Raw genomic sequence first — 16315 nt, 5'->3', positions numbered from 1 at the left:
ATGAGTCGATGGACGCCGCATGTAACGGTCGCCACCATTGTCGAGCATAACAACAAGCTCTTATTTGTTGAAGAATTCGACAAGGTTACCGGCGAACGCGTATACAACCAGCCCGCTGGTCATCTTGAGCACAAGGAATCACTTGTTGCCGCCGCAAAGCGAGAGGCGCTAGAAGAAACTGGCTGTGACGTCGAGATCTCAGGATATTTGGGGCTATACACCTATACAGCACCCAGTAATGGCGTGACATACCATCGTCATTGCTTTGTAGGAAATTTAATTGCGCAAAATACAAACGCCAATCTAGACGACGGTATTATCTCTGCACAATGGCTATCACTAGAAGAAGTGATCGACTCAGGCATGGCGCGCAGCCCATTGGTCATCAAGTGCGCCAAAGACTATAAAGAGAAATCAGCACTTCCACTATCGGTAATATATGAGCACTGAAAGCAACGTAAACACTAAAGTCATAGTCGGCATGTCTGGCGGCGTAGACTCTTCTGTCTCAGCATACCTACTCATGGAGCAGGGTTATCATGTTGAAGGCCTTTTCATGAAAAACTGGGAAGAAGACGACGGCACAGAATACTGCACCGCAAAAGAAGACCTAGCTGACGCCCAAGCCGTATGCGACAAACTCGGTATCAAGCTGCATAGCGCAAACTTTGCAGCAGAATACTGGGACAATGTTTTCGAGCACTTCCTTGAAGAATACAAGGCTGGCCGCACGCCCAATCCTGATATCTTATGTAATCGCGAAATCAAATTCAAAGCGTTCTTGGACTACGCAAAAATACTCGGCGCTGACTACATCGCGACAGGCCACTATGTCCGCCGCTATGAAAAAGATGGATCAACCTATTTATTAAAGGGCCTCGATAACAACAAGGACCAAAGTTACTTTTTGCATGCCGTTGGCGAGGATGAAATCAAGCAGACGCTCTTCCCAGTCGGCGAGCTTGAAAAGCCCGAGGTACGCCGTATCGCGGAAGAACAGGGACTAGCCACTGCAAAGAAAAAAGACAGCACAGGAATTTGCTTTATTGGGGAGCGCCGCTTCAAAGATTTCCTGAAGCAATACATCCCAGCGCAACCCGGCACCATTAAAACACCCGAGGGTGAAGAAATGGGACGCCATGAAGGCCTCATGTACTACACACTAGGACAACGCCAAGGCATTGGCATTGGCGGCAGCAAACATCATGGCGAAGCTCCATGGTATGTGGTTGGAAAAGATCTTGAACGAAATGAGCTTATGGTAGGCCAAGGAAAAGATCACCCCTTGTTATTTAGCAAAAGCCTCGATTGCTTCAATATTTATTGGGTCAATGGCGAACCAGCAGATTTACCCAAGCGCTGCAAGGCGAAAGTGCGTTATCGCCAAGCTGATCAAGACTGCACTATTGATAAAACAGATAGTGGTTATCACATTATATTTGATGAACCACAGCGCGCGGTAACGCCTGGACAATCTCTCGTACTATATGATGGTGAGATATGCCTTGGCGGCGGTATTATTGAAAGAACACAGTTGGCAGAAGTATGAGTTACTCCAAGTTAAGAAACCAATCCATTGCGCTTGCAGGGTTGTTTCAAGCCGCTCATCTGGTTGAGCAGTTAGCAAAAACAGGACAAGCCAACGAAAACGACTTTCGCACATGCATTGAGAGCTTGTTCCAAACCAACCCGAACTCCATCGAGGACATTTACGGCGGCTGCAAAAGCAATGTAAAACTAGGATTTAAAGAAGTACGCTTCCTGACTGATGGCAAGCAGCGTACCGGCTCAAGCCCCGATGTGATGAGATATGCGCTGGGTATTTTACACCTAGAAAAAAAGCTTCGTAAGAACCGAGCCATGATGGCAAAGATGAGCGGTGGAATTGAACAAGCAAAGCGCCAACTTGATCATTTCCACAGCAATCACGAAAACCTTATTGCCAATCTTTCAGGTCTATACCAGGAAACACTCAGTACATTTCGATTCCGAATTCACGTAACCGGAAACGCACAACATCTTCGCAACCCAGCGACCGCCAACAAGATTCGCGCACTCCTGTTGTGCGCAGTTCGTTCAGCGATATTGTGGCGCCAAATGGGAGGACGCCGCTGGCAGTTCCTATTTCAGCGCAATAAAATCAACAAAGCCACACAACAAGCACTGAAAGAAATCGAATAACTTAACAACACCCACTATTCAGTGGGTGTTTCTTTTGATTTAGGCGCATCTTTAAACCAACGCATTTGATCCAGAGTTTTGATCATCAATTCAGGCTTCAAGCGCATACCTTGAGCATCTTTATCATCGTTGTCTTTTGCCTTTGGCAAACCGACAGGATTTTGCACAAACGCTCCCTCATCTGTCACGAATGCATAATTATAGTAACTGGATACCACTTGAACATCGCGAGCATGAGTATCAAACAATGACTCACCATTACTAAAATCCGTAGCTGGGTTTTCGCAGTTCATATAATCGGTTAGCAATGTTGCTGATACGTCAACACTATGAGTCCGATAATCAAACTTCTGTGGTTCTTTGCCCGGCCAATGAATCACTAGCGGTACTTCAGTCTGATAACGAGTAAAGTTGCTGCCATGACCAAAACGGGTTGCCTGCGTATCAGCAAACTCTTCTGCATGATCCGAGGTAATAATTAGAATCGTATCTTCCCAACGCCCTTCTTTCTTCAAGTGATCAACTAAATCTTGAATTAAAGAATCTACAAAATAGATACTGTTTTTATAGCGATTTAGGTAAGGTTCAGGGTTTTTACCTTGCTTAAAATCAATCAAGCTAGGCTTAGATGTAGGTTTAAATTTTTCGAATTCTTCAGGATAGTAATAAAGGTAATGGGTTGAGTTAAAGAACATCCAACCAAAGAACGGCTCGTCAGACTCACTCACGAAATTTTTCATGCGATTCAAAACATCACGATCTTTTTCAATGGTATCTTCACCCTGACCGTGTTCCACCACTTCTTTTACTGGCGAAAAGCTCGTATCGGCAATTTTAATGCGCTCGATATCGCCACTGGCAAACACACCAAAACGATAATCTTGTTGTTTAAATTGATTAATCAACACCGGGCCACCCGCCCCGTTATTGGCAACCACTAGATCTAAATACGTGGGCACCAAACCATACATCAAAGAAAAGATACCAGTGGTTGTTACGGTTCCATTTGAATGGTGATCATCAAACCACAAACCATCCTGAGCGAGCGCATAAGTATTAGGTGAAATCTCAGATGTCATCATGTCGCCACGCCAGCTCTCCAGCACCACCATTACAACATTCTTCTTTTCCTCCGGTCCCAAGCAAACCATAGGCGACCTTGGATAATAGATGTGACTTTCTTGCTCGTCTTGATCTGACGCTAAGCTCGATAATAATTCGCTGTTAGCGATGGAGCGAGAGTGAATAGGAAAATAAAAAGGAACATGTCCACTAATAGAAGTAATCGGCATGTAATTTTGTGCGTATGCCCACGAATGCACGACATTAACAAAAAGCACATTGGCAAATAAAACAAAACCAGCGGCTACGCCAACCCACTTATAATGATCTCGCTTAGACAGACGAAAGCCTACCCACCATAAAAGAAACAATTCAAAGACCGTCACTAAAACAGCGGCAAAACTGAACAACAAATACGTTTTAAGCGATACATCAAAAAACTCGCCGCCTTCGTCGGCAAAGAAGGCCTCTACAAAAAACCAGTTTATATGGTAGTTGTAAATCTCGTATATAAACCCATCGATCACCAAGACAACGGCTAAAACGCCACTGGCGAATGCTATCAACACCATTAAAGGCCATTTCGCATGAGGAATCAGCGTAAACGGCAGTAGTAATAAGCCGGCCAATAGACCATACAATCCCCACACACTGGGCAGCACACCAAACTGATAGGCAAAATCTAGTAGACCGTTACTCTCAGGGAAATAACTTGTAAAGCCTGATGAAACCAAGGAAACAAATACAACATTGAGAATAATCATCAAACACAACGCGCGACACGCATGCCATACTCGCTTCAGATAAGACACCTATTTTGACTCCAATACCGCAAAAAGGCGCCTATTCTAACCAGTGCTCCTGTTCGGGTATAGAGTTATTACACGAACCCAGTGTTCTAGCAGGTGACGGATTTTTAAGAATCTTCTCAAGGGCACTGCCTATCGCCCGATAAACCTGTATAATTTGCGCCTATTTTTTCGCTAATTGATGAGAATGAGGCCAGCATGGACTTATCTGCACTTACGTCGGTTTCCCCAATAGACGGTCGCTACGGCAGCAAAACCACTGAACTTCGCGGTGTTTTCAGCGAGTTCGGACTAATCAAAAATCGTGTACTTGTAGAAATTCGCTGGTTACAGCAGCTAGCCCAACACCCAGAGATCGCAGAAGTACCTGCTTTGTCTGACGAAGCGAACGCTGCTCTAAACGCAATCACAGATCAGTTCAGTGAAACCGATGCCCAAGCTATTAAAGACATTGAGCGCACCACCAATCACGATGTAAAAGCCGTTGAATACTTCATCAAAGACAAAATCGAAGGCAACGCTGAACTCAAGGCCATTACCGAGTTTGTTCACTTCGCATGTACATCTGAAGATATCAACAACCTAAGCCACGCGTTAATGTTGCGCGAAGGTCGTGACCAGGTCATGACTGGCTACATGCAAAGCATTATTGATGAAATTGCCAAGCTGGCCAAAGAGCAGGCGGATACGCCTATGCTCTCACGCACTCACGGTCAAACAGCATCGCCATCTACTCTAGGTAAAGAGATGGCCAATGTGGTGGCGCGTCTACGTCGCCAACTAGAGCAAATCAAAAACGTACCGCTACTAGGTAAGATGAATGGCGCCGTTGGTAATTACAACGCACACCTATCTGCATACCCTGAAGTTGACTGGGAAGCGAATGCAAAAAGCTTTATCGAAGGCCTTGGTTTAGAATTCAACCCTTACACAACACAAATCGAGCCACACGACTACATCGCCGAACTATTCGACGCGGTAGCCCGCTTCAATACTATTATCATTGATTTCGACCGCGATATTTGGGCGTATATCTCCAATGGCTACTTCAAGCAAAAGACCATTGCCGGTGAAGTAGGCTCATCGACAATGCCACACAAAGTAAACCCAATTGACTTCGAAAACAGTGAAGGCAACCTAGGTCTCGCCAATGCCGTACTGACTCACATGGCGCAAAAACTGCCTATTTCTCGCTGGCAGCGCGACCTTACCGACTCAACGGTACTCCGTAACATGGGTGTGGGTTTTGGCTACAGCCTAATTGCTTATCAAGCAACTCTAAAAGGCATTAGCAAATTGGAAGTTAACGAAGCTCGCCTTGCTCAGGATCTAGATAATGCTTACGAGGTTTTGGCAGAACCTGTACAAACCGTTATGCGTCGCTTTGGTATTGAGCAGCCGTATGAAAAACTAAAAGCATTTACGCGCGGCAAAGCCATCACCAAAGACATGATGATCGACTTCGTTGAATCCCTGGAGATTCCAGAAGCTCAAAAAGAAGCTTTGCGTGCACTTACGCCAAGCAACTATATCGGTAACGCTGACGAACAAGCACGCAACATCTAAGCGGTCTTTCGTAGTTACGATTAAGCATCTAAAATCCCGCTTTATAGCGGGATTTTTATTTTCATTTTTAGGTAAAGCACTATGCATGTATTAGGCGAATTTTCGGTCGAGACCTTTCTAAAAGACTACTGGCAAAAGAAACCCGTTCTTATTCGCCAAGCGCTACCCAATTTCACACCACCAATTGAACCAGACGATCTTGCCGGCCTATCCCTGGAAGAAGACGTGGAGTCTCGCATCATCCTTGAGAATGGCGACACGCCTTGGCAACTTATCCATGGTCCTTTTAGCGAGGAAACCTTTGGCAACTTACCAGAGGAAAAATGGACGCTGCTGGTACAAGGTGTCGATCAATGGGTACCAGAAATGTCCGAACTGCTAAGCTACTTCCAATTTATCCCAAAATGGCGCCTAGACGACATCATGGTCAGCTTCGCACCCAAAGGAGGCAGCGTTGGCCCACACTTTGATCAATACGATGTTTTTTTACTTCAAGCACAAGGTCGCCGCCACTGGCAAATTGGTCCGAAATACGATGCCTCAAGCCCTCGTATTAAAGATACACCACTGCATTTGCTAGAAAATATGGAGGTGACAGAGGAATGGACGCTGGAGCCCGGCGATATGCTCTATATCCCGCCTCAGTATGCGCACAATGGCGTCGCTGTTGACGACTGCATGACCTTCTCTGTGGGGTTTAGAGCACCTAGCGAAGCAGAAATCTTATCCGGCATCACACAACATGCCATGGACCAGCTCACCGAAGCGGATCGCTATCACGACGAAGACCTCAAAGCGAGTGCGCAACCAGCACTCATTGATCAGGCAGCCTTTGACCGCCTTCAGCAAATCATTGCCAAACATGCGAATAACACAGAACTCATGCAAGAATGGTTCGCCGAGTGCATGACGCAAAGCAAATACCCTGAATTAGCCGAACCCCTAGAAGATCCTCTCGATTGGGAGGAAGTTGCTCCCCTTTTGCAGAACGACACCGTCATCAGCCAAAACGAAACCAGCCGCTGGGCCTATTATGAAAGCAAAGGGCACTGGATCTTTTATGGAAATGGTCAGCAGCTATTGGAAAGCAAAGATAATGAGTTAACCGATAGCGCCAAGAAATTATGGGATCAACGCCAAACCACACTGAATGACATCAAGGCCATCCTTGACCATTCCGAGGGACAGCAATTACTGCTAACCTTACTAAACAACAATCTAGTCTACATTGATGAAGAATGAGTAACATTACAGTTCGCACCACACATTGGCATCAAGATAGAGCCGAACTGGCCGACATTCGCCGTCAGGTCTTTGTTGATGAGCAAGGTGTGGACGAACAACTTGAATGGGACAATCAAGACGAAAACGCGGAGCATTTCATTGCCTATCGCGATGGTATTGCCATAGGATGCGCTCGCTTAATAGATCATAAAAAAATTGGTCGAATGGCGGTACTACAAAGTGAGCGCAATAATGGCATTGGCACGAAGATTCTTGATCACATCAAACGCCACGCATCGCAAAAACGCTATACGCGTCTCGAACTTGATGCTCAATGTCATGCATTCCTGTTTTACTACAACAATGGCTTTACAGCTTATTCAGAACCCTTTGATGACGCTGGGATACCCCACATCAAAATGGAGCACAGAGTCTTTGCAGAAGAACAGCAAGATTTTCGCTATGTGCTAAACCAAGATGACGCCATGTATCGTGGCAGCGAACTCTTGGATTGCGAAGGTTTTCTGGATATGGCGCTATGCCAGACTCGACGCTCAATCATTATTAGTGTGAAGGATCTTAACCACCCCATCACACGACATCCCATGCTGATTTCTCATATCAAACGTATGGCAAAATTAAATCGTCACTTTAATGTCTGCCTATTACTGAACATGTATCACCCAAGCTACAACGAACACCCTCTTTTCCGCCTCCAGGATAGACTGCCATCCTTTATTGATATCCGTGTAGCCGGTGAAGCCATTCCCACAAAATGGATCTTTGATGGATGCGCTTGGTATGATTATGAAACAAACAACTGCCGAGTAGTCTACGGAGATAGACCACGATGTTCTCAATTATTAGAGAGATACAAACGATGGTGGCAAAGCGCATCTGCGCCACTCGATGCAAGGCGACTCTCCATTTAATCCCCTTGCTTACTGCTCTTCTGGTCAGCGCCTGCAGTCAACCTACAACTGACATCGTCACACTTCAGCACAGAAGCGCACAGAGCCTTGCGCATATTCTGGAGCGCCACATAGATGACCCCGACAGCTATAGCATTAGTGGAAATCAGATCATTTTTTATGATCCATCAGACAACCAACAGGAACTGGTACATCTGTTAAAGAAACTTGATAAGGGACCAGTGTCTTACCGCCTTCACATTACACCCGACAATATAAAGCGATATAGCACCAGCACCCTACCAGACTCTATTATTCTTATGGAGAACGAACCCAGCATCATTCAAACTGGCAAAACAAGAATATCGATGCGTATCAGACCTTTATCAGCAAACAGCGCTATTTTAAGCATTACAGAAATTAATGATCAGGAACAGATCGCCTATCACTACAACCTTGAAACACCGTTTAATCAGTGGATTAACACAGGTCTTAATATTGGCTTGGATAAACTGAAGGTGTCACAGATAAAGTGACTTTGAAATGTGAAATGGTGCCCGGAGCCAGACTCGAACTGGCACGATCTTACGATCGAGGGATTTTAAACCCCTTTCGATACACCCCAATGCGCCCTAATAGCCCATAAATACTGGGTTTAAACCCCATTGAAAACCACAAAAACCCGATAAAATGCGCGACGATCCCGCGAAATTCATGGCTGATTCGCTTTAATTTCTAAAGCAAAAACACGACGATCTAGCCGCCAAATAGCCAACGCGATCACCGCCGTTGCAACGTCCCCCGTTGCCGCTATCAGTTTAAAGAATTCGAACTCCATCACTCGGCCTCTTTTTCATCGCCCGCCGTGATAAATTCCGCCGCCGTTTCGCCAATAATTACGCTGGCACTTTCTGGCAACTTAATGCCTAAGGCTAAGCCGCCAATCGTGACCACCGCAGCAACACCGATTGCAATAATTTTTTTCTTCATGCGAAAGACTCCCCCGCTAATCGAACGCCCCGCGCAATGAGATCATCACTATAAGGCTGTATTCCGTTTTCATGTTTAATAATGGCTTTGATCAACTGGGTTAAGCGATCCGCGTCGTTTAAATCCAACGGCCAGAACGTAAACACGCCCAACTCATCGGCCACCGCGTCAATATAGGCCTCTGTGTTGTTTTCGTTACTCGGTGCCCATCGACTGATAATTTCACTAACGGTATTCAAACCATAAAGACGATCGTAATTCATCAACGTGCGACCCATGGCGCGTATCCCGAATTCAGGACTTTCAAAGATAGCAAAGCTGCCATCGGTGCCAATTTGACCTTCCCAATAATCGCTAACCGTTGAACGAATATTACCGGGATTGTTATTGCGAACCCCGCGCACCAACGCCACAGGCTTGAATTTATAAGCCATAAAGCCCAACACCCCTAAACCAGCTAACCACCATTTCATTTAACAACCCTAGCTTACGTAGGCCCTGTGCCCGGCGACTCTATTAAAATCTCACCATTGACCTCATAACCATTGACTAACCCCCCTGTTCCATCTTTGACTACCTCTAAAGCGGCGTTCCCCTCAATCGTCACAGGACAATCCGCAGGCTCCACCCGCATCAGATAACCATTGTCACTCGGCGCGTCCGGGTTACTTGTTGTAACGTTTTTAGCTATTGACAAATGAATAGGGTGATCACAGTGAGTTATCACTGTTTTCTTACGCGGTGGCCAATTTTCCGGCCCCGTAGTTCTGGCAAAACCCCCAACATCCAAACTAAACCATCGAACCTCTAAAATTTCCCGCTTAACGCTAACCACTTCAACATTCAGAGGCGGTGCAATACCCGGTGGATTGGAAGGCACGACAAAAAACGGCTCTGCCCCATTTTCCAACGCAATAACACCACCAGTGACCTCAACCGCGCCCGCGCTTGATTCATACTCCGCGCCGATCCCATCCATTAAAATAAATTCAATATCAACGGCCACATCATTAGGGTTATAAATTTGCAACCCTGCCGACTTGGTTTTGAGCGTAACGCGGTCACCACGTTGAACGGGGAATACATCGCCTATACTTGAGCGAACTTGCACACCTGCTGACGCATCGCGTATAACGAATTTCACCACGTCACCCGCCACGGCCAACGTTTCTTTGGCACCAATCGTGTTTTTAATCTGTCGCATTAATTCACCATCCGCGAAATTGCAAAGAGCGCCGCCACCACAGTGGCACCCATCACAATTTTATTCATACTCTCTGAAATTAAACCCGCATCACCCGCGCTCACTTTTTGCGCGGTTTCTGCTATTGCGTCATTTGCTTGCATGGCCGCCTCAATTCCGCGCTGCGCTTGTATCTCGGAATAATCCAAGGCGCGGCCCGTAAAATTACTTTGCTGATCCACGATATTATTAAACGTATCCGCGTTTATTTCCGCCGTGGTTTTTTGCAGGTCTGTTATATCGCCAAGCCCTTTAATCTGACCTTCAACCAGATTTTCAAAGTTATCAGCTAGCGATTCATTGAGATCATCAAACGCTGAACCCACTAAATTGAACGCGCCGCCGTCAGTTATATTGACAACGTTACCGTCACCATCAATGGCCGTTCCACCCGCGTTTAAGTTAATACTTGAGTTATCAGTATTATTGTTCGTCGTGTTTGACGATCTATTACTTGAACTGAAAAGACCCATATCAGCGACTCACTAACCAAACCGCAGCCAAACCCGTAACCGCTATCAAGCCAACGGTTTTAAAATCTAAACCGCCATCAGAACCGAAAATAATTCGATTCCCACTGATACCCGCTTTTTGTTCTGCTTTTGAATTTTGGGCATTGCTAGTACTAACGCTATTGCCTTGCCCCATATCGAACGGACCCACGGCAACCCCCTTATTTTTTGTTTAGATAAACATACGCGCCGATACCAGCCGCGCCAATTAATAGCAATGTGGCTTTGTTGCTAGTCCACCAACCAGCACCAAAACCAACACCACCCGCGACAAGTAACCAAATCAAAGGAACTGGCATAATTACCCCAAAAGCTTCGCCGCTAAACCAAGACCACCGACAACGGCACTAATTGCCGTCCAGTTAAACCCTTTTTTTGCGCCACTTGGAACGGGAGCATTTTCAACAACTTGCTGATTAGTGTTCGGAATCGCCGCCGCGTCCTGCTTGGTTTTTTCCTCTTCATCGAATCCAAACCACTCAGAAACACTATCTGTGGCATCATCAAACACCGACCCCAAACCGTCGTACACTTCGCCCGTTGCCTTGCTCTTGCCTTCGTCTTCCCACCAGTCCGACACGGTACTGGTGGCATCATCCCACCAAGACATAAAAGCCCCCTTATGCTTTACGGCGGCGCGTTTTCGCTGCTGGTGTTTGCGGTGCGACTACTAAACGCGGATCAGCATCCAGCACGTCAAACAATACTGGGATATTTCCGGCACTGCCCACGTTTACCTTAAAGGCCAAATCTTGAGCCGTACCCGTCACCATCGCTTCTTTAATTGGCTGATCGTGGCGAGTTGGATCAAAATGGAAATAATCACTTTGCGGCATACGGTCACAGTCCTTTAAAACCATGTTATTGGCCGCTTTATCCATTTCAAACAATGTTTGTTTGTCACGTTCAACGACCAAATTATCCATATCGGCCTTTTTGAAGTGCGCCGCCATGATGCGCGGGCCTTTGGTAAAGCTGGTAAATTGAGATTCACCCGCACCCGCCGCCGGGATCGTAAATGGCAAAATTCGACGCACGAAAGGACGCGACATCGGATTATTGCGAACCTCTGCAAACGCTTCCAAAGTCGGAGCCGTTGCACCCGCCGCAATTTTTACCTCGATCACAAGATTGTCACCGTTAAACGTAGGTAAACCCGTTTGTACTCGACGCTCCAAGTCCTTCACATGAGCACAAGACAACGGCAAACGGTAATAACCCGCCGTAGTAGTGTTGCCATAATAGCTATCAATCATGCGAATTTGTGTACCCGACAACGTAAACAACTCAACGGTATTGAGTTTCACCGTTACCGCTTCAAGTTCTGCGATAGAACCCGAAAATTTTAGATAAATATCTTGGTAGAACGGGCCGTTTGCCACTACCAAAGACGCGGTTTGGCCAGCGCCCACACCTGAAAAGCTATTAAGCTTTAAATTTAAAGCTGACATTTTGACACCTTATTTTCTTATGAATTTAAAAAACGATTTAACGAACTGGATTAGAACCAGCCGCCGCCTAGCGCATCGTTTACAGTGTCATTTGTGTTGTATAGGTACAGTACACCCGCAGCCACTGCCGCAGAAATACCGATTACTTTCAACGTTGATTTATTCATTTTCATGTTTTCGCCCTTTGCGTAATTGAATTAGTTTTACTGCTAGTGCAATTATCAAAGCGCGGTTTTTTCACATTGAAAAGCCTAACCCCCGTACGTACATACATACGGAAAAAGCCGATTTTCAGGCATAAAAAAAGGGCTTTAAGCCCCTTTTTCTAACTTCCAGCGATCCCGCCCCGCAAACTTTATGCAATCGTAATGCGGTTTCCCCCGTAGGCTTTTGAGCGTATCTATGGGTATCCCCGTTTCTTTATGGATATATTCAATATCCCCCATACGTTCTAAGTAGCCTATGAAAAGCCCGTTTTTGTTTCCAATGAGCGTTTTATCTATCTCGCTCGGACGCTGGGCACCGGCGCGAATTTTTACGCCATACTTACGGCCACGGCTTACGAGATCATACCAAGCGCCTTTGGCTTTTCCGGCACCCGTTACGCCGCCCAACTCATCGACAACCATCACACAAGGCCGCCGCGCATCGGCTAGCGCAAAAACCACATCGCAAAACCAATTAAAATTGGCTTGACCACCCGCCGCAAAGCATAGCTTTACTGGCCCCGTATTTTTGGCAATCTCTAAAAATTCGGCGCGACTTTCCACGACCTTAAAACCATCGACCGCCGTAAAAGACCCCTCTGGATCGAACACCAAAACCCGCTTTTCCCCTGCAATATCCTGCTTGATATGATGCGTTTTACCACTACCACTCGACCCAAAATACCCACGGATATCCTTTTCAGCCGCTTCATTGATTCTCGGATTGCTCACCATGCCCCCCCTTGCTTTTGTTGCTGCTCTTTTTGCATCTGTTTTTTATTAATCACCGTCAACAAGACACGCGGACCAACAGCGGCCCCTGCCACCAGCGCGAAATTCCAAAACGGCGTTGTTGGTTCCATATCAGGAAAATAATGGTAGATCAGCTGGCAAGTGGCTACGCTCAATTCCTTGGCCTCATCCTCTTTCAATTGCCAGTGATCCCCCCAACTTTTCGCCGCCATGCCTGAACCAATACCAATATAAGTGGTAAAGGTTTGCGCTAATACGGGATCATATGGAAACGCCACACCGTTATTTTCATCCAACGCCGCTTGCACTTGCGCCGATTCAGACGCGGCCCCCATCGCCGCGCCCGCATCCGCTACGCTTAACTCCTGCTCCAATTCCACCAGCTTAGCGGTATCGCCCAACTCGTTATAATTCACTTAACCAATCCCCCGTTTTTTCCTCGACTGGCTCAGGCTTTGGCTCAATTTGCGGGTATTCCTGCGCACTTGTTTCACCCTGGCTAACTTTTTCCGCCGCTACATCACGCGCCGCCGCCTCAGATCGAATGCTTTGCATCCATTCCCTAAACGCTTTGCCTTTTCCGTTATACGGGCCGCATTTTGAGCACGTAAAATAATCATCACCTCGGCCATTTTCGCGAATGTATGCCACTGAATTGCAGCAAGGATTGATACAGCTCGTTTTTAACTCACTCATCATCACCACCCGCTAACATTACCAACGCCTCAACGATTGAATCAGACAAAGCCACCGATTCAGAAACCGCCGCCTCTGCTAATTCCATTTTTTTCGCTACGTTGAACGCCCCAACTTGTGACGCTTCACCATGCAATTTTTTAACGCTATCCAAATGCGCTTGCGCCCTCATTAAGATGCTCAAGTATTCGCCGCGTTTTTGTTTTTCTACCATCGTTTTTTACTCCGTACAGTTATTGACACAAGTCCAAGCGCGGCGAAGCCGCGAAATCTAAAGTTTTCATTTCGTCTTTTTTCAATAGAACCCATTCACGTAAACGAGTGACTATTTTTTTAGAGCCATCCAGCACTAAACCTTTAATTTTGCTTACCACTTCCCCGTACCCGTTCAAATAACTAGGCCCGTACTGGCCAAAACGGGAAACTTCAACTTGTTCAATGGGGAATTCCAACGGCGAGCAATTTTCTTTTAATCGATTTTCAATAAAAGTGAGATTGTGAGATTCAGGCCGCAGATCATCGCGCCATAACTTCAAACGCTGCCCATCGCCGGCACCATTCAGGAAGTTAAAAACAGCCCAAGCAACCGCCGCGTCAACTGACATTTTTTCCTCGACCGCTTCGATAATTTCCGCCGCTTCGTCGTCATCACAAACGCCATGCAATTTCCGAATCTCACGCCACACAGACACATACGCGCCGCCTATTTGCTGAAATTGGCGGATACCATGAGAACGCGCCCACGCCACCACACGCGCCGCCCCGCTCTCTGAATCCTGACCCATCTCGAACCGGTTACCGTTTTCATCAATGGATGAATCACCCGCCACGCTGAAACCATCAACACTTTTTGCAATATATTTTGCTATGTAACCCGCCGCCGATAACTTGCGCCCGTCTTTCGTTTCGCCCGATCTGATCCACTCCGCAGTGAATCGATTAACATTAGCCCCGTGCTCTGCCCCATCCTCTCGTAATGAACGCGCCGATAATTCGCTTGTGGCTTTCTGCAAGTCTTTCGAATCTCCAAAAACCAATACATGCCAGTGGGGACAACCATCATGGTGAGGCTCAGCCACTCGGAACCCATAAAAGTAAATTCCGTTACGATCACACCAGCTACGAAAAGCAGCCCACATAGAAACAAGATAATTTTGTGCATCTCTCACAGTCTCCCCATTATGTTTTTTATTACGTTGGCCATTCGTCGCGCTATGAGAATGGAAACGACTAGGGCACGTCACCGTCCAGAAAACGGCAATATGCTGATTTTGTTCTGCCATTAGTTCAAAACCGCGAACGCGGCTCATTAATTCCGCTCTGCGAATCTCAGGATTAGAAATAGAAAGGGCCTGCAACTCAGCAAGCGTATAAGACTCACCGTCGTCATTGACGGCCAAGGTATTCTCTAAGATTTTTTGATTTTTGCGCGCTTCACGCTGGCGAAGGCTTAGCGATAAATCCGAAACATATGCGCCACGGTATTTATTAACCAGACCATAATCCCGCGCCACTTCTTCAATAACTCGCTTTTGGCGGCGCTTTAATTTATTCATCCAGAACGAAGGCGAGCAAAGGCGATTATATAAGCGATATAGCGAAACCTCGGCTTCAGCATCACACTCCGGCCTTTTCCACTCCAAGCCATGCGCGCGCAATTTTGCTGCACTAGAAATCACGTCCGCCGCGTCATCAATCGACATATGAAACGGAAATTTAGGCACCACTTCAAAAAACGTTTTAGCCATGCGATCACAATAATTTTTCATATCGTTGCGATCTGTATTACCCAAGCCAAAAGAACCGAATTTCATTCTATTTACGGTTTTTCTTAATCGATCATTGGCTTGCGACGCGGCATTAAAACCACCCGTTTTAACAGTGCGCTGCCAATCCGCTATCAACGTATTACGCAAGCACCCTGCTTTTAACGCCAGCGGCCTAACCGTTTTCACCAGCTCTTTACGAACAAAATCAACCATTAGCGCGAGACTCCAACTCATCGATCACGCGCTGAAATTTTGGCTCCCACACCTTCAGCTCTCGAACATAAAGCGATTCATTCTCAAACCACTTTGAAAGATTCATTTTCCAAGTGCGGACACAATGCTTAATTAAGTCACGCGAGAACCAAGCAGCAACTTCCGGCCTGTTGGAATTAGCCCACTCTTCAATAATGAAACCCGCCGCCGACTTTGTTGGATATTCTGCTTTTTCTTTAAGCTGGCGAATAGTCAGAATTTGGCGCTCAATCTCAGTCATTCCAACGCGCCTTGAATTGCTCAAAAACCTCGATTTGCACACCGCGAATTTCTATAGCCAAATCACGATATTCATTAGTTAAACGGGATAGATCATCCAAGCCGTGAACATACCCAACCAACTGATCTAAGGCTTGCCCTGCCACCGCTTTACGCTTCGCGTTATCGGCCTTCATTTTCAGCCGATCCGCTTTTAAACGGATCTTTTCTTCAAACGCTTTGCTACAACCGCATTCCCTAGCCATCGTTTTGCACCTCACCCAAAGCAGCGCGCATTTCCTCGACCACGTTCACCAAACGGCGCTTACCCTTCTTAACGCTCGGGATGTGGCCGTTATCCATCATGCGCTTTACTGTTAATTCAGTAAGCCCAGCAAACTCCGCGTATTTTTCCGCCGTCATATACGGCACTGCTAAAACCACTTTCATTTTCGCCCCGTTTTTAACTGT

The 16315-nt window shown here is 46.4% G+C and carries 25 protein-coding genes; 7 read left to right on the top strand and 18 right to left on the bottom strand.

All coding sequences use genetic code 11. From position 1 onward, the window contains the following. Genes HF888_RS07850 through hflD form a run of 3 tightly spaced genes read left to right on the top strand, consistent with a single transcriptional unit; the run spans position 1 to position 2181 of the window. Entirely contained in the window at positions 1-450 is a 450-nt protein-coding gene (locus HF888_RS07850; RefSeq protein ID WP_007017777.1) for an NUDIX hydrolase, read from the top strand. Then, the gene (mnmA, locus tag HF888_RS07845) at positions 440-1549 is read left to right on the top strand and encodes a tRNA 2-thiouridine(34) synthase MnmA (protein WP_007017776.1); all 1110 of its coding nucleotides are present in this window, start codon (positions 440-442) and stop codon (positions 1547-1549) included. The genes HF888_RS07850 and mnmA overlap by 11 nt, the downstream gene beginning before the upstream one ends. Continuing rightward, entirely contained in the window at positions 1546-2181 is a 636-nt protein-coding gene (hflD, locus tag HF888_RS07840; RefSeq protein ID WP_007017775.1) for a high frequency lysogenization protein HflD, read from the top strand. The genes mnmA and hflD overlap by 4 nt, the downstream gene beginning before the upstream one ends. Before the next feature lie 14 nt (positions 2182-2195). Here the strand turns inward: hflD and HF888_RS07835 are convergent, their stop codons facing one another. Further along, the gene (locus HF888_RS07835) at positions 2196-4055 is read right to left on the bottom strand and encodes a sulfatase-like hydrolase/transferase (RefSeq protein ID WP_133308462.1); all 1860 of its coding nucleotides are present in this window, start codon (positions 4053-4055) and stop codon (positions 2196-2198) included. Between the two features lie 195 nt (positions 4056-4250). Between HF888_RS07835 and purB the strand changes: the two genes are divergently transcribed. The 4 genes from purB to HF888_RS07815 all read left to right on the top strand — a co-directional run bounded on the left by purB (position 4251) and on the right by HF888_RS07815 (position 8289). Next, positions 4251-5618 (top strand): adenylosuccinate lyase, encoded by a 1368-nt coding sequence (gene purB, locus HF888_RS07830; protein WP_007017773.1) that lies wholly within the window; start codon positions 4251-4253, stop codon positions 5616-5618. 81 nt (positions 5619-5699) lie between these two features. Beyond that, on the top strand, positions 5700-6860 hold the full coding sequence (locus HF888_RS07825) for a cupin domain-containing protein (RefSeq protein WP_007017772.1): 1161 nt from the start codon (positions 5700-5702) through the stop codon (positions 6858-6860). Beyond that, positions 6857-7774, top strand: a complete 918-nt coding sequence (locus tag HF888_RS07820) for a GNAT family N-acetyltransferase (RefSeq protein ID WP_007017771.1) — start codon at positions 6857-6859, stop codon at positions 7772-7774. Before HF888_RS07825 ends, HF888_RS07820 begins: the two co-directional genes overlap by 4 nt. Beyond that, the gene (locus HF888_RS07815) at positions 7723-8289 is read left to right on the top strand and encodes a hypothetical protein (RefSeq protein WP_133308461.1); all 567 of its coding nucleotides are present in this window, start codon (positions 7723-7725) and stop codon (positions 8287-8289) included. Before HF888_RS07820 ends, HF888_RS07815 begins: the two co-directional genes overlap by 52 nt. 176 nt (positions 8290-8465) lie before the next feature. Here HF888_RS07815 and HF888_RS16730 read toward each other — a convergent pair whose 3' ends face one another. The 17 genes from HF888_RS16730 to HF888_RS07735 all read right to left on the bottom strand — a co-directional run bounded on the left by HF888_RS16730 (position 8466) and on the right by HF888_RS07735 (position 16294). Then, positions 8466-8594 (bottom strand): hypothetical protein, encoded by a 129-nt coding sequence (locus HF888_RS16730; protein WP_279383249.1) that lies wholly within the window; start codon positions 8592-8594, stop codon positions 8466-8468. Next, positions 8591-8743: a hypothetical protein gene (locus tag HF888_RS07810; RefSeq protein WP_007017768.1), complete on the bottom strand. Its 153-nt coding sequence runs from the start codon at positions 8741-8743 to the stop codon at positions 8591-8593. Before HF888_RS07810 ends, HF888_RS16730 begins: the two co-directional genes overlap by 4 nt. Next, entirely contained in the window at positions 8740-9216 is a 477-nt protein-coding gene (locus HF888_RS07805; RefSeq protein ID WP_007017767.1) for a hypothetical protein, read from the bottom strand. Before HF888_RS07805 ends, HF888_RS07810 begins: the two co-directional genes overlap by 4 nt. 14 nt (positions 9217-9230) lie before the next feature. Next, positions 9231-9947 (bottom strand): hypothetical protein, encoded by a 717-nt coding sequence (locus HF888_RS07800; protein WP_007017766.1) that lies wholly within the window; start codon positions 9945-9947, stop codon positions 9231-9233. After that, on the bottom strand, positions 9947-10459 hold the full coding sequence (locus HF888_RS07795; RefSeq protein WP_007017765.1) for a hypothetical protein: 513 nt from the start codon (positions 10457-10459) through the stop codon (positions 9947-9949). Before HF888_RS07795 ends, HF888_RS07800 begins: the two co-directional genes overlap by 1 nt. A 1-nt stretch (position 10460) precedes the next feature. Continuing rightward, positions 10461-10649 carry a hypothetical protein gene (locus HF888_RS07790; protein ID WP_007017764.1) on the bottom strand — a complete coding sequence of 63 codons (189 nt, stop codon included), beginning with the start codon at positions 10647-10649 and terminating at the stop codon, positions 10461-10463. Between the two features lie 10 nt (positions 10650-10659). Beyond that, on the bottom strand, positions 10660-10797 hold the full coding sequence (locus HF888_RS07785; RefSeq protein ID WP_007017763.1) for a hypothetical protein: 138 nt from the start codon (positions 10795-10797) through the stop codon (positions 10660-10662). A gap of 2 nt (positions 10798-10799) precedes the next feature. Further along, the gene (locus HF888_RS07780; protein WP_007017762.1) at positions 10800-11108 is read right to left on the bottom strand and encodes a hypothetical protein; all 309 of its coding nucleotides are present in this window, start codon (positions 11106-11108) and stop codon (positions 10800-10802) included. 10 nt (positions 11109-11118) lie between these two features. Further along, positions 11119-11949, bottom strand: coding sequence for a major capsid protein P2 (locus HF888_RS07775; RefSeq protein ID WP_007017761.1), 831 nt, complete (start codon positions 11947-11949; stop codon positions 11119-11121). A 311-nt stretch (positions 11950-12260) separates the two neighbouring features. Then, positions 12261-12890 carry a P-loop NTPase family protein gene (locus HF888_RS07770; protein WP_007017759.1) on the bottom strand — a complete coding sequence of 210 codons (630 nt, stop codon included), beginning with the start codon at positions 12888-12890 and terminating at the stop codon, positions 12261-12263. Next, a complete protein-coding gene (locus tag HF888_RS07765) occupies positions 12884-13324 on the bottom strand; it encodes a hypothetical protein (protein WP_007017758.1) in 441 nt (146 codons plus the stop codon). Before HF888_RS07765 ends, HF888_RS07770 begins: the two co-directional genes overlap by 7 nt. Next, positions 13314-13604: a hypothetical protein gene (locus HF888_RS07760; RefSeq protein WP_165837034.1), complete on the bottom strand. Its 291-nt coding sequence runs from the start codon at positions 13602-13604 to the stop codon at positions 13314-13316. Before HF888_RS07760 ends, HF888_RS07765 begins: the two co-directional genes overlap by 11 nt. After that, the gene (locus tag HF888_RS07755; protein ID WP_007017756.1) at positions 13597-13818 is read right to left on the bottom strand and encodes a hypothetical protein; all 222 of its coding nucleotides are present in this window, start codon (positions 13816-13818) and stop codon (positions 13597-13599) included. The genes HF888_RS07760 and HF888_RS07755 overlap by 8 nt, the downstream gene beginning before the upstream one ends. Before the next feature lie 19 nt (positions 13819-13837). Next, complete coding sequence (locus tag HF888_RS07750) at positions 13838-15586, bottom strand: replication endonuclease (RefSeq protein WP_007017755.1); 1749 nt, start codon at positions 15584-15586, stop codon at positions 13838-13840. Further along, entirely contained in the window at positions 15579-15866 is a 288-nt protein-coding gene (locus HF888_RS07745) for a hypothetical protein (protein ID WP_007017754.1), read from the bottom strand. The genes HF888_RS07750 and HF888_RS07745 overlap by 8 nt, the downstream gene beginning before the upstream one ends. Further along, entirely contained in the window at positions 15859-16110 is a 252-nt protein-coding gene (locus tag HF888_RS07740) for a hypothetical protein (protein WP_007017753.1), read from the bottom strand. The genes HF888_RS07745 and HF888_RS07740 overlap by 8 nt, the downstream gene beginning before the upstream one ends. Then, complete coding sequence (locus HF888_RS07735) at positions 16103-16294, bottom strand: MerR family transcriptional regulator (RefSeq protein WP_007017752.1); 192 nt, start codon at positions 16292-16294, stop codon at positions 16103-16105. Before HF888_RS07735 ends, HF888_RS07740 begins: the two co-directional genes overlap by 8 nt. Positions 16295-16315 lie beyond the last annotated feature (21 nt).

Source organism: Bermanella marisrubri, from assembly GCF_012295615.1.
In the GTDB taxonomy this organism is placed as follows: domain Bacteria; phylum Pseudomonadota; class Gammaproteobacteria; order Pseudomonadales; family Oceanobacteraceae; genus Bermanella; species Bermanella marisrubri.
Note: the sequence above shows the minus strand (reverse complement) of the source record. Positions and strands in the feature narration are given on the sequence as shown.

What these genes read in the sequence shown, in the direction of transcription:
- HF888_RS07850 (WP_007017777.1), top strand. Translation starts at nt 1, where the DNA reads ATGAGTCGATGGACGCCGCATGTAACGGTCGCCACCATTGTCGAGCAT.
- mnmA (WP_007017776.1), top strand. Translation starts at nt 440, where the DNA reads ATGAGCACTGAAAGCAACGTAAACACTAAAGTCATAGTCGGCATGTCT.
- hflD (WP_007017775.1), top strand. Translation starts at nt 1,546, where the DNA reads ATGAGTTACTCCAAGTTAAGAAACCAATCCATTGCGCTTGCAGGGTTG.
- purB (WP_007017773.1), top strand. Translation starts at nt 4,251, where the DNA reads ATGGACTTATCTGCACTTACGTCGGTTTCCCCAATAGACGGTCGCTAC.
- HF888_RS07825 (WP_007017772.1), top strand. Translation starts at nt 5,700, where the DNA reads ATGCATGTATTAGGCGAATTTTCGGTCGAGACCTTTCTAAAAGACTAC.
- HF888_RS07820 (WP_007017771.1), top strand. Translation starts at nt 6,857, where the DNA reads ATGAGTAACATTACAGTTCGCACCACACATTGGCATCAAGATAGAGCC.
- HF888_RS07815 (WP_133308461.1), top strand. Translation starts at nt 7,723, where the DNA reads ATGGTGGCAAAGCGCATCTGCGCCACTCGATGCAAGGCGACTCTCCAT.
- HF888_RS07810 (WP_007017768.1), bottom strand. Translation starts at nt 8,743, where the DNA reads ATGAAGAAAAAAATTATTGCAATCGGTGTTGCTGCGGTGGTCACGATT.
- HF888_RS07805 (WP_007017767.1), bottom strand. Translation starts at nt 9,216, where the DNA reads ATGAAATGGTGGTTAGCTGGTTTAGGGGTGTTGGGCTTTATGGCTTAT.
- HF888_RS07800 (WP_007017766.1), bottom strand. Translation starts at nt 9,947, where the DNA reads ATGCGACAGATTAAAAACACGATTGGTGCCAAAGAAACGTTGGCCGTG.
- HF888_RS07795 (WP_007017765.1), bottom strand. Translation starts at nt 10,459, where the DNA reads ATGGGTCTTTTCAGTTCAAGTAATAGATCGTCAAACACGACGAACAAT.
- HF888_RS07785 (WP_007017763.1), bottom strand. Translation starts at nt 10,797, where the DNA reads ATGCCAGTTCCTTTGATTTGGTTACTTGTCGCGGGTGGTGTTGGTTTT.
- HF888_RS07780 (WP_007017762.1), bottom strand. Translation starts at nt 11,108, where the DNA reads ATGTCTTGGTGGGATGATGCCACCAGTACCGTGTCGGACTGGTGGGAA.
- HF888_RS07775 (WP_007017761.1), bottom strand. Translation starts at nt 11,949, where the DNA reads ATGTCAGCTTTAAATTTAAAGCTTAATAGCTTTTCAGGTGTGGGCGCT.
- HF888_RS07770 (WP_007017759.1), bottom strand. Translation starts at nt 12,890, where the DNA reads ATGGTGAGCAATCCGAGAATCAATGAAGCGGCTGAAAAGGATATCCGT.
- HF888_RS07760 (WP_165837034.1), bottom strand. Translation starts at nt 13,604, where the DNA reads ATGAGTGAGTTAAAAACGAGCTGTATCAATCCTTGCTGCAATTCAGTG.
- HF888_RS07755 (WP_007017756.1), bottom strand. Translation starts at nt 13,818, where the DNA reads ATGGTAGAAAAACAAAAACGCGGCGAATACTTGAGCATCTTAATGAGG.
- HF888_RS07750 (WP_007017755.1), bottom strand. Translation starts at nt 15,586, where the DNA reads ATGGTTGATTTTGTTCGTAAAGAGCTGGTGAAAACGGTTAGGCCGCTG.
- HF888_RS07745 (WP_007017754.1), bottom strand. Translation starts at nt 15,866, where the DNA reads ATGACTGAGATTGAGCGCCAAATTCTGACTATTCGCCAGCTTAAAGAA.
- HF888_RS07740 (WP_007017753.1), bottom strand. Translation starts at nt 16,110, where the DNA reads ATGGCTAGGGAATGCGGTTGTAGCAAAGCGTTTGAAGAAAAGATCCGT.
- HF888_RS07735 (WP_007017752.1), bottom strand. Translation starts at nt 16,294, where the DNA reads ATGAAAGTGGTTTTAGCAGTGCCGTATATGACGGCGGAAAAATACGCG.